The 16,521-nt window shown below is 41.8% G+C and carries 14 protein-coding genes; 5 read left to right on the top strand and 9 right to left on the bottom strand.

Annotated features, from left to right (window positions below):
* Position 1: 1 nt before the first annotated feature.
* The 3 genes from dnaG (at position 2) to C0J08_RS04325 (ending at position 5,700) form a co-directional block, all read left to right on the top strand.
* Positions 2 to 2,005 (top strand): DNA primase, encoded by a 2,004-nt coding sequence (gene dnaG / locus C0J08_RS04335; protein ID WP_212654893.1) that lies wholly within the window; start codon positions 2 to 4, stop codon positions 2,003 to 2,005.
* Positions 2,006 to 2,118: 113 nt separating this feature from the next.
* Positions 2,119 to 3,957 (top strand): RNA polymerase sigma factor RpoD, encoded by a 1,839-nt coding sequence (rpoD, locus tag C0J08_RS04330; protein ID WP_212654892.1) that lies wholly within the window; start codon positions 2,119 to 2,121, stop codon positions 3,955 to 3,957.
* Between the two features lie 348 nt (positions 3,958 to 4,305).
* On the top strand, positions 4,306 to 5,700 hold the full coding sequence (locus C0J08_RS04325) for a PhoH family protein (protein ID WP_212654891.1): 1,395 nt from the start codon (positions 4,306 to 4,308) through the stop codon (positions 5,698 to 5,700).
* Between the two features lie 70 nt (positions 5,701 to 5,770).
* Here the strand turns inward: C0J08_RS04325 and C0J08_RS04320 are convergent, their stop codons facing one another.
* The 4 genes from C0J08_RS04320 to C0J08_RS04305 form a co-directional block, all read right to left on the bottom strand.
* Positions 5,771 to 6,397 (bottom strand): bifunctional 4-hydroxy-2-oxoglutarate aldolase/2-dehydro-3-deoxy-phosphogluconate aldolase, encoded by a 627-nt coding sequence (locus C0J08_RS04320; RefSeq protein ID WP_212654890.1) that lies wholly within the window; start codon positions 6,395 to 6,397, stop codon positions 5,771 to 5,773.
* Positions 6,398 to 6,418: 21 nt separating this feature from the next.
* Positions 6,419 to 7,894 (bottom strand): glucose-6-phosphate dehydrogenase, encoded by a 1,476-nt coding sequence (gene zwf, locus C0J08_RS04315; protein WP_212654889.1) that lies wholly within the window; start codon positions 7,892 to 7,894, stop codon positions 6,419 to 6,421.
* 19 nt (positions 7,895 to 7,913) lie between these two features.
* A complete protein-coding gene (glk, locus tag C0J08_RS04310; RefSeq protein ID WP_212654888.1) occupies positions 7,914 to 8,888 on the bottom strand; it encodes a glucokinase in 975 nt (324 codons plus the stop codon).
* A gap of 102 nt (positions 8,889 to 8,990) precedes the next feature.
* A complete protein-coding gene (locus C0J08_RS04305; RefSeq protein WP_212654887.1) occupies positions 8,991 to 10,055 on the bottom strand; it encodes a sensor domain-containing diguanylate cyclase in 1,065 nt (354 codons plus the stop codon).
* A gap of 315 nt (positions 10,056 to 10,370) precedes the next feature.
* Here C0J08_RS04305 and C0J08_RS04300 point away from each other — a divergent pair, with 315 nt between their 5' ends.
* Positions 10,371 to 10,694 carry a hypothetical protein gene (locus C0J08_RS04300; protein WP_212654886.1) on the top strand — a complete coding sequence of 108 codons (324 nt, stop codon included), beginning with the start codon at positions 10,371 to 10,373 and terminating at the stop codon, positions 10,692 to 10,694.
* Here the strand turns inward: C0J08_RS04300 and C0J08_RS04295 are convergent.
* Entirely contained in the window at positions 10,682 to 11,716 is a 1,035-nt protein-coding gene (locus tag C0J08_RS04295; protein ID WP_212654885.1) for a DUF3080 family protein, read from the bottom strand. The two genes, C0J08_RS04300 and C0J08_RS04295, sit on opposite strands and share 13 nt — an antisense overlap.
* Here C0J08_RS04295 and C0J08_RS04290 point away from each other — a divergent pair.
* Positions 11,715 to 12,125 carry an acyl-CoA thioesterase gene (locus C0J08_RS04290; RefSeq protein WP_212654884.1) on the top strand — a complete coding sequence of 137 codons (411 nt, stop codon included), beginning with the start codon at positions 11,715 to 11,717 and terminating at the stop codon, positions 12,123 to 12,125. The genes C0J08_RS04295 and C0J08_RS04290 overlap by 2 nt on opposite strands.
* Positions 12,126 to 12,179: 54 nt before the next feature.
* Here C0J08_RS04290 and C0J08_RS04285 read toward each other — a convergent pair whose 3' ends face one another.
* From C0J08_RS04285 to truB, 4 genes are all read right to left on the bottom strand, one after another.
* On the bottom strand, positions 12,180 to 12,770 hold the full coding sequence (locus C0J08_RS04285; protein ID WP_212654883.1) for an LPP20 family lipoprotein: 591 nt from the start codon (positions 12,768 to 12,770) through the stop codon (positions 12,180 to 12,182).
* Between the two features lie 154 nt (positions 12,771 to 12,924).
* Positions 12,925 to 15,033, bottom strand: a complete 2,109-nt coding sequence (gene pnp, locus C0J08_RS04280) for a polyribonucleotide nucleotidyltransferase (RefSeq protein ID WP_212654882.1) — start codon at positions 15,031 to 15,033, stop codon at positions 12,925 to 12,927.
* Positions 15,034 to 15,208: 175 nt separating this feature from the next.
* Complete coding sequence (gene rpsO / locus C0J08_RS04275; protein ID WP_012068748.1) at positions 15,209 to 15,478, bottom strand: 30S ribosomal protein S15; 270 nt, start codon at positions 15,476 to 15,478, stop codon at positions 15,209 to 15,211.
* 111 nt (positions 15,479 to 15,589) lie between these two features.
* Complete coding sequence (gene truB, locus C0J08_RS04270; protein WP_212654881.1) at positions 15,590 to 16,516, bottom strand: tRNA pseudouridine(55) synthase TruB; 927 nt, start codon at positions 16,514 to 16,516, stop codon at positions 15,590 to 15,592.
* Positions 16,517 to 16,521: the final 5 nt, after the last annotated feature.

Raw genomic sequence — 16,521 nt, 5'->3', positions numbered from 1 at the left:
CATGGCGGGACGCATTCCGGATCAGTTTATTGATGAGCTTCTAGCTCGAACCGACTTAACCGATGTGGTTGCGTCCCGTATCAGCCTAAAAAAAACAGGACAGAACTACAGCGCCCTCTGCCCTTTTCATAATGAAAAGAGCCCATCCTTTAGCTTGAATCCAAACAAACAGTTTTATTACTGTTTCGGCTGCGGCGCTGGTGGCAATGCCATCTCCTTTGTCATGGAACACGATCACTTAGACTTTGTTGACGCCATAGAAACGCTTGCCAAAGACGCAGGGATGGAAGTACCGAGAGAACAAGGAGCACCAGATAGATACGAGCAGAATGCAGAGCTACTAAAACGCCTATCTGAAAGCTCACAATTCTATCAGCAGCAGCTAACCCAGCACCCAGACAAGAAAAAAGCCACCGACTACTTATCAAAAGACCGTGGCCTATCTGGCCAAATCGCCAAAGTGTTTGGCCTAGGCTATGCTCCGCCAGGATGGGACAACCTCCTAAAAAAAATAGGCACTCGCGCTGAAAGCCAAGAACAACTTCTGCTTGGCGGCATGCTTATCGAGAAGAAAGACCAGCCGGGTCATTACTATGACCGTTTTCGCGATCGAATTATATTTCCCATACGCGACTCTAGAGGCCGAGTCATTGCTTTTGGTGGCAGAGCATTTGGCGATGAAAAGCCAAAATATTTAAACTCTCCCGAGACTCCCGTCTTTCATAAAAACCAAGAACTCTATGGCTTATTTGAAGCCAAGCAAAACACCCCCGTTCTCGACCAAATCGTCGTGGTCGAAGGCTATATGGATGTCATCGTTCTTGCTCAACACGGCATCACCAATGCAGTTGCCACATTAGGCACATCGGTAAACAGCCAACATATACGTAAATTGTTTAAATTAGTCAGCAAAGTCGTGCTTTGCTTTGATGGCGACAAAGCGGGCCGAGCAGCGGCTATTCGCGGCCTTGAAGCCTCTCTCCCCGTCATGCAAGATGAAAAACAAATACGTTTTTTATTTTTACCTGAGGGTGAAGATCCCGACTCTCTTGTTAGGAAAGAGGGTAAAGAGGCCTTTAATCACCGCCTCGAAGATGCCTCCTCCTTGTCGCACGTACTATTTGACCACGCTCGAAATCAAGTAACTCTTAATGATGAAGAAGGCGAAGCTCAATTTGCGCGAAATGCCATGGAGATGATCAAAGAAATCCCCAAAGAGCTCACCTTTCGCTCAGTATTAATTCGTCAACTCAGCGAACTGTCTGGCATCGATAGTGAAACGCTTAACAACACCGCTTTTAAAATTCGGCGCCAACACACTCAACAAACTAATGTTAGTGAATACACACAACAAGATCATACGCCACATATTCAGCATTATGATGGCGAGGCACCAGATCTAAGTCACTATGAATACGAACCTTCCCATAGCGACTACGATGATTTTCACCAAGGAGATTACGCCCCCCACACAGCTCAGCCAAAAATACAGGGGACATTTAAAAAGCCATTCGGAAAAAAGCCTTTTTCAAAAGGGAAATTTCAAAAAGATGAGCCAGATCTACCACCTGCCGCACCGAGCCTTAGCCGTGTAAAACAAGCCTCACTGTGTCTTTTATTGCATCCACACATAGCAAAAGAAATAGATCTACCTGATCCAGTTATAAACCAAGCAAATGATGAGCTACAAATCTTCTGCAAAATATGGAGATATTTCGCAAAACACCCCAATAAAAATACCGGACACTTATTAGGTGAAATGACAGATAAAACCACAATTTCGTCTATTTACGCATTATTAAACCACCAAGACGCCGCCACCAAGCAAAAAATCACCAATGCACAACAAGAAGTGCTTGATATGGTTTTAGCGCTAGAAAAAAATCTTGGGTTAAATAGCAGTATTGCACGGTTGAAAAGTAAGGGAAATGAATCCATAAAGGATAACAGCAGCAAGCAAGAACTACGAAATTTAATGGATTTAATTAGACAAAAAAAACATTGAAACCGTTTAATTTTCATCCAAAAAAGATAGGTTTCGGTGGATAAAAGTGATTGATTTTGTTATAATCCGCGGCTTGCTAAACTCCAAATGAATTTCTAACGATAGGTTGTCGAATGCCAGACACTCAACAGTCACGTCTCAAAGAGCTGATCGCAAAGGGTAAAGAACAAGGTTACCTAACTTACGCTGAAGTTAATGACCACCTCCCTGATGACCTTTCAGACCCGGAGCAAGTAGAAGAAATTATTGCCATGATCAATGACATGGGCATCACAGTTTCTGAAGTTGCTCCCGATAAAGATAGCCTTCTTATGGAAGAAGGCGACGCTACAGATGAAGCAGCCGCGGAAGAAGCCGCTGCTGCCCTCGCGGCTGTAGAAGGTGATATCACTCGCACAACAGACCCCGTTCGCATGTACATGCGTGAAATGGGTACTGTTGAGCTGCTAACTCGCGCAGGCGAGATTGCCATTGCCAAACGTATCGAAGAAGGTACGCGAGAAGTAATGGCTGCTATTTCTTACTTCCCTGGCGCAGTGGATGTTCTACTTGATGCTTATGCGAAAGTTCAGGAAGAAGAAGGTCGTTTAAGTGATATTTTTAGCGGCTTCATTGATGGTGACGGTGAAGAACCTGTATTTGAAGATACCGCTACAGAAGAGCCTATTATTGAAGAGGACTCAATCGACAGCGATGACGATGATGATGACTCAGATACAGCTGAAGAAGAAACTGATAACGGCCCAGATCCAGAAGAAACTGCGTTACGCTTTAATGACATCACTCGTATCTATAACGAACTAAAAGTCTTATTAGAAACTCGTGATAGGCAAGACCCTGTTGTTCAAAGCAAACAGGAAGAATTAAGCACCAGTTTTGCCCCAATCAAACTTGTTCCTAAATTGTTTGATGATTTGATCGACCGTGTTCGCTCGCGTATGGAAAAAGTACGCGACCAAGAGCGCCTTATCATGCAAGTGTGCGTGCGAAAATCAGGTATGCCAAGAACTGAGTTTTTGAAGCGTTTCCCAAGTAATGAAACAAATCCTGACTGGCTGAAAGAGCAAATTGCTTCTGGCGCCGATTACGCGGCATCACTTGAGGAAAACGAAGCTGAATTTATGCGTAGCCAACGCAAGCTTCGCGCCGTATCAAAAGAAACAGGCTTAACGATCGCTGAGCTAAAAGAAATTAACCGTCGTATTTCTATCGGTGAAACTCGTGCTCGTCGCGCCAAGAAAGAAATGGTTGAAGCTAACTTACGTTTGGTTATCTCTATTGCGAAGAAATACACAAACCGCGGTTTACAATTCTTGGACCTTATTCAAGAAGGCAACATCGGTCTGATGAAAGCGGTCGATAAGTTTGAGTATCGTCGTGGTTACAAGTTCTCGACTTACGCTACTTGGTGGATTCGTCAGGCAATTACTCGTTCGATTGCCGATCAGGCTCGTACCATCCGTATTCCTGTGCACATGATTGAGACGATTAACAAACTTAATCGTATTTCTCGTCAAATGCTTCAAGAAATGGGACGCGAAGCCACACCGGAAGAATTGGCTGCTCGCATGGATATGCCTGAAGATAAAATTCGCAAAGTGTTGAAGATTGCAAAAGAGCCAATCTCAATGGAAACACCAATTGGTGATGATGAAGATTCTCACCTAGGTGACTTTATTGAAGATGATGGCGCCGAATCTCCTATCGACATTGCAACAATCGAAGGGTTACGCGAATCAACTACTATGGTTCTTGCTGGGCTGACCGCTCGTGAAGCTAAAGTGTTACGCATGCGCTTTGGTATCGATATGAATACTGACCACACGCTAGAAGAAGTTGGCAAACAATTTGACGTGACACGTGAGCGTATCCGTCAAATCGAGGCCAAGGCACTACGCAAACTTCGTCACCCTAGCCGCTCAGAACATCTAAGAAGTTTCTTAGATGAATAACGAGAAAGTCTAGTAAATGAAAAGCCGCTGTCATAAACAGCGGCTTTTTTATAACCAAAAAAAGTTAAGAAACATCAATTAGAACAAGCATTAGAAACAATACTGTCATACACTCTAATTAGAGTATGGATAAAGACAGTGAGGTTCAGCTTGCTACAAAACCATAATCAATATAACTCAACCCCTACCCTTTCTCTGGCAGACATAGCATCTCGCCAGTCACTTTTTACAATCTTACATTCCAGATCAACTCAAATTCTCATTTTTCTAAACACACTAAGTACCACGGATTTTTATTCGTTTATTCACTCTTAAAAAACTTCATGTTCATTGCAGGAGTAACACGCTATGGAAAAAATCTACGTTCTTGATACCAATGTGTTATTGCACGACCCGTTGGCAATATACGCTTTTGCCGAACACAAAGTAGTCATACCTATGACGGTTCTAGAGGAGCTTGATGTAATAAAAGATAGACGAGATAAAGATGTTAGCCGCGAAGCCCGTGTTGCTATCAATACTATAGATAAAATCGTTGGCGATGCATCTCCACGAGAACTGCAAGCAGGCGTTCCTATCCAAACAACCAATAGCGATGATAGCAAACTCTGCGAAGGCTCTTTGGCCATTTACCCTGATCAACAAATAACACTGACAGACAATGTGCCTTTTTTAAATGGCAATCATGACCATGCTAATGACAATCGTATTATTAATGTTGGTTTAAGCTTACAGGCAACTCACCCTAGGTCTTCTGTTTGTTTAGTAACTAAAGACATTAATATGCGCATAAAAGCCAAAGGGTCCGGCTTAGAGCGAGTAGAGGACTACCGAAAAGATAAGGTTCTTGATGATCTAGACCTAATGAGCAAAGGCTATATTCAGTTTAATGGCAGCTTTTGGTCAACCATTGAAAGTGTTAAAACGGAAGCCCACGGCCGTCATACCGTACATGTTATTAACAAGAACCAATTACCTAATATTTACTTAAATATGTTTGTGGTTGATGAGGAAGACTTTATTGGTTTTGTGGTCAATCTTGATCAAGAGCATATTTTTTTACTTGATATCAATAAGCAACATCTCATGAATCAAAATTTCTGGGGCATACTACCTCGGAATTTAGAACAAGCGATGGCGTTCTACTTATTACGTCACGATAACTCTGACCTAATGGTAATGACAGGCCCTGCAGGCTCAGGCAAAACACTACTGGCATTAGCCTACGGCTTGCAAGTCACCATGGAAGAAAAGCGTTTTAACAAGATTATTGTAGCAAGATCCACCCCTCCAATGGCAGAAGACATTGGCTTCTTACCCGGTACAGAAGAAGAGAAAATGGCGCCTTGGTTGGCCGCTTTCGATGATAACTTAGAAATCTTACATGGCGCTGATGAGCATTCGTTCAGCAGCATTGATTATGTTAAACAAAAAGCGAACATCCAATTCAAATCTCTTAATTTTATGCGCGGTCGGTCTTTTAATAACGCCCTAATCATTGTCGATGAAGCGCAGGGGCTGACACAATTCCAATTAAAATCCATTGTGACTCGAGTGGGCAGCAACTCAAAAATTATTGTACTTGGCAATCTAGCCCAAATAGACAATAAATACATCACCCCTCTTACATCAGGTTTAACTTACCTCGTTGAGAAAACGAAATCCTTTAAATACGCCAGCATCATGCATGTCAACGGCATTGAGCGAAGCAGACTTGCAGAGTTTGCCGAAGAGAACCTATAAAACAAAAAAAGGGAAGAACATACGTTCTTCCCTTTTAACAGCTATAAAAATAGCATCAAATCACTAACCATTACTGGGCAACAGATTTCGCTAACTCTGTTATTTCATCCCATTTACCAGCACGAACCAAATCGGTTGGTACAATCCAAGAACCACCAACACAAAGCACGTTTGGCAGTGCTAAGTAATCACGGAAGTTATCAGCACCAATTCCACCTGTTGGGCAGAATTTAATTTGAGGTAATGGGCCACCAAACGCTTTCAAGGCTTTCACACCACCATTTACTTCAGCTGGGAAGAATTTAAAACGGTCATATCCGTACTCCATGCCCAATAAAATGTCTGAAATAGTAGCCACAGCAGGTAAATAAGGCACATTGTACTCTTTACCCACAGCCAACAAATCAGCTGTCATTCCGGGACTAATAATGAATTGTGACCCCGCTTCGATCGCTTGAACATATTGCTCACGGGAACACACTGTTCCCGCACCAACGATGGCATCAGGCACTTCCTTACGTAGCGCAGCAATCGCCTCCAAAGCAGCAGGCGTACGTAAAGTGACTTCTAAAACTGGCACACCACCAGCAACAAGCGCCTTACCTAATAAAACAGCCTGCTCAACATCATCAACAACAATAACAGGCACAACAGGCGTTGCGGTCATCACCTGTTCAGCAGTATAAGAAGTGGTCATTATTACTTTCCTTTTTAAAACTTAATAATCGTGCCAGTTACGGCCATCTTTAATAGGCAAAGCCATGGAAGCAGCAGGGCCCCATGAACCAGCAGCATACTCTTTTGGACGCTCACTAGTTTGGCTCCAAGCAGACATAATACCATCTACCCATTTCCAAGCGGCTTCCACTTCGTCATAGCGCATAAACAAAGTGGCATCATTGCGCATCACATCAAGCAATAAACGTTCATAGGCTTCTGGGCTACGCTTATCATTAAATGCTTCCGTTAAACTTAAGTTCAAATCTACCGGTTGAAGGTTCATCCCCTCACTCGCACCAGGCACCTTATTCATTACCGTTAAAGAAATTTTTTCTTCTGGCTGAAGGCGGATAATCAACTGGTTACGCTGCAGCTGTCGATTACTTTCATCACTAAAAATACTATGCGGTACCGACTTATACTGAATCACGATTTCAGAATAACGCTGCCCTAGACGTTTCCCCGTTCTTAGATAGAAAGGGACTCCAGCCCAACGCCAGTTATCAATATCAGCACGCAAAGCAACAAAGGTTTCCGTTCTTGAATTGGGATTACTTCCCTCTTCATCAAAATACCCCAGAACATCTTTGCCCTTAATCATACCTTTTGCATACTGACCACGAACGGTTTTGGTATAGGCATTCGCTCCCGCAATGGGACGAAGGGCTTTGAGTACTTTGATTTTTTCATCACGAACGGAGTCTGCATCCATTCGGCCAGGAGGTTCCATTGCGACTAAACATAAAAGCTGAATCAAATGGTTTTGCACCATATCACGCATCGCACCAGCCTTATCGTAATACCCCCAACGACCTTCAACACCAACCGTTTCAGACACAGTAATCTGCACATTATCAATATGTGCACTGTCCCATAAAGGCTCAAAAAGCGTGTTACCAAAACGAATCGCCAACAGGTTCTGTACTGTTTCTTTACCCAAATAGTGGTCAATACGAAACGCTTGTTGCTCTTTGAAATTCTTCATCACTTCATCATTGATTGCACGAGAGGAAATCAAATCTCGACCAAGAGGCTTCTCTAATACGACTCGCATCCGATCCGCATTTAAACCATGCGTAGCAAGTGATGAACAAATAGACCCAAATAAGTCTGGTGAAGTTGCAAGATAAAAAACAACATCACGATCATCACCACCAACTTGATGATCATTTAAACGAGAAAAATCAGATTCTTGCTGAGCATCTACCGAAACATAACTTAAGCGCTCTTTAAAACGAGGCCATGTTTTTTCATCACCCACACTGGATGGGACAAACTCATCCAGTGCCGCTCGAATTTTGGTTTGATACTCTTCCGTGCTAACTTCTCGTCTCGAAGCACCAATAATACGTGTCGTCGGAGCAAGTAAACCGTCCATATCCAAATGGAACAATGCTGGTAGCAACTTACGCATTGCGAGATCACCGCCACCACCGAAAATTACAACATCACAGGCTTTTAAGCTGGCCTTCATTCTATATTCTCCAACTAATCTAGGCTTTCGATACTAAATGGGAGGCATAACATGCGCAGCCCATCAGCCCTGGGTATTCAGACATAACAACAAAAGTCGGAATAGGTGAAACAAATTCTTCCATACGACCTTTATCTTGCATCGCTTCACGGAAACCACTTTCGAGAATTTCATTTAAGTAACGAGGAACAATACCACCGGCAATATAAACACCACCGCGAGATTCTACAGATAAAACAAGGTTACCAATCACTCGTCCTAAAAACACAAAGAACTGCTCAAGTGTCGCAGTTGCTATTGGATCATTACCTGCCTTTAACGCTTCCCCGATTTCAGGTGCACTTAGACGCTTTTGCACTCCTTCACGCAATGAAAGCGCCTCATAAATATTTTCCAGCCCCATTCCTGATAGAACGCGCTCTGCTGAAACTCGACTATGACGAGTACGTAGAAATTTTAAAATATCGTCTTCAACTTCATTAGAAGAAGGCAAATCAACATGGCCACCTTCTCCCGGCAACACAACATTTGGACCATTCTCTTGGGGAACAACACAAGATATCCCTAGCCCTGTTCCTGCCCCAACTACCCAACAAGGACCTTTGGGGTCAACAGTTGAATTCTCACCAATCACAACGATGTCACTTGGCTTAAGAATTTCCAAACAATGTCCAACTGCGTCAAAATCATTTAATAACGCAACCGCCTTATTATCACCAAAATAAGACTGAACTTCTGCACGAGTAAAACTCCAAGGATTATTAGAAAATTGAATCACAGGTTGATTCACAGGACCTGCAATTGCCAATACAACAGCATCAATTCTATCCATATCAATACTGCAATTTTCTATGTAATCTGCTGCTGCAGAAAAAAAATTATCGTAATTTTCACAAGGAAGCACTCTTACTTCTAGAGGCTCATATTGATGGATGGGAACCAACGCAAAACGCGCATTCGTTCCGCCAAGGTCAGCGATTAAAGCATGGGACATAGATGAACCCTATTTAATTTTTTTGAAATTTTACAACAAAATAAAGGTGAAAAATACCGTAATCATGAAAAATAAACGTGATAATGTAATTTTATTACAATATCATCTAAGCCTATTTAAAAATTTAAAGACCTTTGTTGGAACCGATCTTTTACGGTTATTTTTATAATCATACAGGCGTTCATCTGCCACTTTTAGCAAATGTTTATAGTTACTTGGGGCATCTGACATCACACTCGCCCCACCATAACTTATAGTAATAGGTACAAGATTAGATTTATACCTTAATGGGTTAGATTGTAGATATTCTTGAATAGACTCAGCTATCAAAATTGCCTGATCATAACTTTTCCCAGGCATAACAAAAACAAACTCATCACCAGCGAAGCGAAATGCCAATCCTTGTTTGTGGACATATTTTAATAGCCGTTTAGCAATATACTCTAATACTTCATCACCACAATTATGACCTAAAGTATCATTAATAGACTTAAATGCATCACAATCAATAAAGACAACCGTTAGATCACGCTCCTGCATCTTTGATCGAGCAAATTCACGATCAAGCATCAACTCTAATTGTCGTCGATTCAGCAGACCAGTTAGAGGATCACGCGTGGCCAAATACTCTAGCTTTTCTCTCGCCGTAACATTACTTAAACAGATAGAAATTTTGATAGCCAGCTGATCAAGTAAAAAAGTATCTTTGGTCGCTGCATCATATCGCGAACTGTCTGAATCAGCTTGGCAAAACAAGCCAACTAACTCACCATCAATAGTTAAAGGGGAAATGGCAACGGAAGATATGATATTTCGATAAACAGATGGGATTATTTCCCAACACTGACTTAAATTGGTATTAACCAACACCGTCTTGTTGCTTGATTTGATGATATCAATCATAGATCGGCGCCTAGTAAACAATACCCTATCACGCAAATCAGGCATTTTTTCTAAGCTTTCAATAAGGTGAGACAACGGGGCCTCATTAATCAAATTCACCCAAACATAAGGCACACTGAATTGTTTTTGGACTTCCTTAGTCAAAGTGGATACAAACTGATCACAACGTCCAATTGACAGAATGCATCGCTCAATTTCGAAAAATTTGCGAGCAATCTCTTCATTACGCCTAACGTTGTCGATCAGTTCATTAATATCATGCATTCATTATGCTCCACCAACTAGGTGTTTAGCAGATCACTAGCACCAATAAAGGTAACAGTTATTAAAATATGATTGATCTATAATGCATTATAGTACGATGCTTAAACAGTTTGAGCTATACATTGAATTAAAATTGATAAGGGACATACAAAAAATAACATTTAGCTGTTATATACTAAAACATGACTTCAAGTTACTCACACCGAAAATAAGTACTTCTTCACTGCCCCTCGCTGATTAATATCCAATTCTCATTAAGAAAAATACTAATGTGCCGATAGCCTTCTTAACGATACTTTTATTGGACAAACAAGTATGAACATAAGAGAGATTGTTGAAACTCAGCTCACTCAAGCAAGTAAAGAAGGCAAACCTGTTTCAGGCAGTGCTAACTTTGCTTTGCTAATGAGCTTATTCAATCAGCCTGGTCCCTCAATTATGGATACACCAGATGAATTAAACTTCCATCAATCCCATGCGATTACACGCCCAATGCAATTCTCCCATGAAATTGGTGCCAATCCAGTCGCCAATATCGCACTACTTAAGGCATTAAGCTTTGAACCCTTAGCTAACGGTCCTGCTCATGAATATGATGCCGTGGAAAATTTAGAACAGCAGATAAACTACCGATTATAAGAGGTAATTGGCACTGAGCACTCTCCAAAAAATGCACTCCATGCCTTAGCATGCCGCTGCGACATTTGTTGATAATGCTTCCACTTACTAGAAGGATCCGTTAATGAAAACTGCTTCAAAAAAACGTTCATCTTATAACTCAAAGGAGCACTTAGTTCCGCAATTCGATTTAAAAGCGGTAATATTTGATAAGCACTTGCATTAATTCTTCCCATGTAAGGCTGAATTACTTTGACATAACTCATATCAAATTGCTGCTTAAGATACACCATCGGCGGACCACAAACTGTTTTATTTAGTTTTCCAACGCTATTAGCAACAAGAGCCAAGTATTCTGAAATACGAGATAAGGAATACAACAATCGACCAGCGTATTCACTATTCATTAACACTTTCAAATCTTCCTCAAAAATATTTGCATCCACAATGGGTAAATTTTCGAGGTTCTCACCAATTTCAACGAACCGATTTAATGAGCTCAGTAAGGATTGCTGTTTCACCGTAGAAAAATCAAGTGGCAAAAAACCATTTGATAGACTAAAAAAAGCATCGCTTTCAGAGCCGCTAAACAGTGCATTTCCATACGCCATTGGCAACTCAAGACGTTTTTTCCTAGCCACTTTTTTTAACTTTTCAGATAGTTTTTCGTCTTGAATTTCACAAGACTCAATGGCTCGAATAATATCTAACTCATATAAAAAGCGCTGACTATCAGGCATAACTTTACCAAGAATACTGTTTTTTCTTCCTGCTACGATACCTACATCGCATTGCTGTAAAGACAAAAAGTCCAATAAACCAATATCAAACTCAGACAAAGTCTGCCGACGATCACGGGCTAATGGCAAACTTTGTGGCATTAACCTTGCTGGAGAAGAAATAGAAAGATACTGTGAGCGATTTAAATCTGTCACATAATTATTTAGAACACTTTCAGCTTTAAAACGCGTATCACAACCACTCACAACTGCGAGTATAATGCCGCTCAATAAAATGACAGAAAGGTAAGGTTTTATTAACATGAACAAGCTACTCATTCAGAAACGAGAAGAAATATCAGAAACTCGAGTCGCCAAAATGGTCTTCCCTGCAACAACAAACCATTACGATACATTATTCGGGGGCATTGCCCTTCAGTGGATGGACGAAGTGGCTTATATAGCAGCCACTCGCTTTGCTAGAAAAGCCATGGTCACAATATCCACAGAACAAGTAGACTTCAAACAACCAATCCCCTCGGGAATTTTAGTAGAATTGATTGCTCGAGTGGTTCATGTTGGTAGAACGTCATTAAAAGTGGAAGTATCCATTTTTCTAGAGCAACTAGACAGCGACAAGCGAACAAAAGCAGTAACCGGCCATTTCAACTTTGTTGCAGTGGACAGTAACAAAAAGCCTACCCCAATTTTTAATGAAGAGCCCAATACTTAGAACAAAAAGTGATGAGCAATGCCCATAACGGTGCACTGCTCATCACTTAGTTTTTTATTGTGCATAACGCTTAGCAATTTCTGAGGCAAGCTCATCGAAACTTTTTTCTGCTTCTAATTTTTGAAATAAAGCCGCTTCATTTCTCATAGATGTTCGTAAAATACTCTCAGCAACGCCCTCAGCCTGAGCAGGATCCAACCCAACTAAAACAACTAAACCACCAGATGGCGTTGGCATTTGGCGTACAACCTTAGAGCCTATTAACTTCTGTTCAGTAATTTGTTTGGTGACAACGCTATTAACCCGATCAACTGTTTCAGCGTCACCTGCACCTGTCGTTTCAACGTATTGTTTTACCATATTTTGCAAATCAACACTTAACACTTGAGCCAACTCAACACGAGCAGCAGTAGCAGCCATTTGTTTCATATAGTTAGCGCCCGCTGCAGACTTTTCGCTGTAGCCAACGGCAGACAAGGCAACACCCTCAACAGGGGCTCCACACACCCAATCAGGTGCAGGCTGATTTGAACCGTCCGCAAAAACACAATCAGGAACCGCAGCCACAGGAGTATTCACCACCTCTTTACTGCATGCCGCCAATAAAAAACTCGCAGCAACCAAACCTACAACTTTACTCTTCATGATCCTTTCCTTTATCTAAGATACTGAATTGATAACAAGGTACCAGCGTAAAACAACCAAAGCGTTTCGATGAGATTATTTTAGTTCATTCACTACATTAAAAACAAAAAAAGCGCTATAAATAGCGCCTTTTTACATCCAATTACACTAAAAATTATTCAGTGTAAGCTGCTTTTTCTTCTTCAGTAACGTCTTTCATAGAAAGCTTGATACGTCCACGAGCATCAACATCCAAGACCTTAACGATAACGTCTTGGCCTTCTGACAAGAAATCTGATACTGCGCGAATACGCTCTTCAGCAATTTGAGAAATGTGCACCAAACCATCTTTACCAGGCAAAATATTAACAAAAGCGCCAAACTCAGCCAAACGAACTACTTTGCCTTTATAAAGCTTGTCAATTTCAGCTTCTGCTGTGATTTCATGAATTTTAAGCAATGCCGCATCAGAAGACGCTTTATCAGCCGCGTAAATACGCACAGTACCATCATCATCTAGGTCAATAGACGCGCCTGTTTGCTCAGTGATAGAACGGATTGTTGCACCACCTTTACCGATAACGTCACGAATTTTCTCTGGATCAATTTTGATCGTCGCCATAGATGGCGCATTTGGAGAAACTTCTGGTCGAGCATAACCAATCACTGTCGCCATTTCACGAAGAATATGAGTACGAGCATCAAGCGCTTGGCTCAAAGCGATGTCCATAATTTCTTCGTTGATACCTTCGATTTTGATGTCCATTTGAAGTGCTGTGATACCTTCTGCAGTACCCGCTACTTTAAAGTCCATATCACCAAGGTGATCTTCATCACCCAAGATATCGGTTAGAACAGCAAAGCCATCGTCTTCTTTAATAAGACCCATTGCGATACCTGCAACAGGAGCTTTAAGAGGAACACCCGCATCCATCATAGACAAAGACGCACCACATACAGACGCCATAGAGCTTGAACCGTTAGATTCAGTGATCTCAGACACAACACGAATTGTGTATGGGAATTCATCTTCAGAAGGTAGTACTGCTTGAACACCACGACGAGCTAGACGACCGTGACCAATTTCACGACGACCAACACCACCCATACGACCACACTCACCTACAGAGTAAGGAGGGAAGTTGTAATGAAGCATGAAGCTGTCTTTGCTTTCGCCAGTCAAGCCATCAGTCATTTGTGAATCACGGCTAGTACCTAGAGTACAAGTTGCAATGGCCTGAGTCTCACCACGAGTGAACAAAGCAGAACCGTGAGTTTTGCTTAGTAAACCAACTTCAACATTGATTGGGCGGACAGTTTTATTGTCACGACCATCGATACGAGGCTTACCGTCGATTACACGACGACGAACGATGCGTTTTTCTAATTTAGAAAAAGCACCAGTCACATCCGCTTCTGTGAACTCACCTTCTTCAGTAACAAGCTCCGCAACGGCTTCATCACGAACAACGCCTAGTTGAGCATAACGAGCCATTTTTTCACTAATACCGTACGCATCTTCGATTTTAGCCGCGTAACCAGATTGAAGTGCATCAGACAAAGAAACATTTGCTGCTTCAGCTTCCCAATCCCAACGAGGCTTAGCGCACTCTGCTGCGAAATCAGTGATAGCAGAAATAGCCGTTTGCATTTCTTTGTGAGCATAAAGAACCGCACCTAGCATTTCGTCTTCTGTAAGCTCTTGCGCTTCAGACTCAACCATCAATACAGCGTCTTTTGTGCCTGCTACAACCATGTCTAGCAAAGATCCTTCTAGATCTGAGTAGCTTGGGTTAAGAACATAACCAGACTCATCGTTAAAACCAACACGAGCAGCACCAATAGGACCATTAAATGGAATACCAGAAATAGTCAATGCAGCAGAGGTTGCCAACATAGCCGCAATATCAGCGTCTAGGTTAGTGTTAGTAGACATAACGGTACAAACAACCTGAACTTCGTTCATAAACCCTTTAGGGAATAATGGACGAATTGGACGGTCGATCAAACGAGAAGTTAGCGTCTCTTTTTCAGAAGGACGACCTTCACGTTTTAAAAATCCACCTGGAATTTTACCAACCGCGTAAGCACGCTCTTGATAATGAACAGATAATGGGAAGAAGTCTTGACCTGGTTTAGCTGATTTAGCACCAACAACTGTCGCCAGTACTTGTGCATCACCAATTGTACATAGAACAGCACCTGTTGCTTGACGAGCTATGCGGCCAGTTTCTAGAGTTACGGTATCGTTACCGAACTGAAAAGTCTTAGTAGTAATACTCACACGTATTCCTTTTATTAAAAAAATTCTTCTCCCAAAGACCTCTTTTTAAGCCAGTACTCATATGGACTCTTTAAACGCCTTCATTTGAAGAACGAAAAGCGCATATGAAGTACAGGCTGTCCCTTGGGAGACCAATAAAAAAAGGGCCATAATAATTTATGGCCCTTTCTCAGTCTTAGCGACGCAGACCTAGTTTTTTGATCAAACTAGTGTAACGAGCTGCATCTTTACGCTTAAGGTAATCCAACAACTTACGACGCTGGTTTACCATACGGATAAGACCGCGACGAGAATGATGGTCGTGGATATGAGCTTTAAAGTGACCTTGAAGACCTTCGATGTTCTTAGTCAACAATGCTACTTGAACTTCAGGAGAACCCGTGTCACCTTCCGCTACTTGAAACTCTTTTACCAACGCTGCTTTTGATTCTGCAGACAATGCCATAATCTTAATCTCCAAATTAATATGCTATTAAAAGTAAAGGATAGCCGAGCATATTTTCAGTTATCCTAGGCCAACAAGTTTAACACTCTTTTTAGCAGAACTCACTGCTATTTATAAAGAGAACTCGCTAGTATTTACCAATCGATAAGGACGAAGTGACGTGCCTTTTATTTGCCCAAGCCCTAAGAAACGCTGAGAGCCAAAATCGTACATTCTGACAACCGTCTCATTAGCCAATGAGACTGGACTGACGACGGTTCTACCAAACATCATATTCATTGTATCCGACTCAGGCAGTTCTACTTTCGCGAAATGTTCAACAGCAGTATCCATTGTGATTAGATGCGAGTCTAACGCGTCATAACCTTGCTCCGCTATCGCTTCAAACTCTTCTAGCGTCATCATATTCTCTGGCAAATAACCTGCGGTCGAAATACGATGCAAAGAGTGCAAATGCGCTCCACAACCCAATGCCTCACCGATATCCTCACCAATAGTGCGAATATAAGTTCCTTTAGAACACTGAATATCGAGTGTCAGTGTATCTTTGGTTCTTGAAACTAGGGTTAGGTTAGAAATAGTAACGCGACGGCGTTTCCTCTCTATGACAATACCCTGACGAGCATATTCATACAGAGGCTTACCTTCATGCTTTAAAGCGGAGTACATGGGTGGAATTTGCTCAATCTCACCACGAAAGCCATCCAGAATGGCTTCTAGGGATTCATCAGTAAGGTCAGGAATTAACTCTTCGGTTAAAACGTCCCCCTCACGATCCCCCGTAGTCGTCCTTTTACCTAGCTGAATACAAGTTAAATAACGCTTATCTGCATCCAACAAGTATTGCGAAAATTTTGTTGCTTCACCAAGACACATTGGCAACATACCTGTTGCCAATGGATCTAGCGCGCCAGTGTGACCCGCTTTAGCCGCTTGATAGAGACGACGAACACGTTGCAATGCTTGGTTAGAACTTAAACCTATCGGCTTGTTCAGTAGAACAATACCGTCTACCGAACGCCATTTTGCTTTAACCATACGAA

This window comes from Marinomonas sp. CT5, assembly GCF_018336975.1.
GTDB lineage: Bacteria > Pseudomonadota > Gammaproteobacteria > Pseudomonadales > Marinomonadaceae > Marinomonas.
This window is presented reverse-complemented; position numbering and strand designations above follow the sequence as displayed.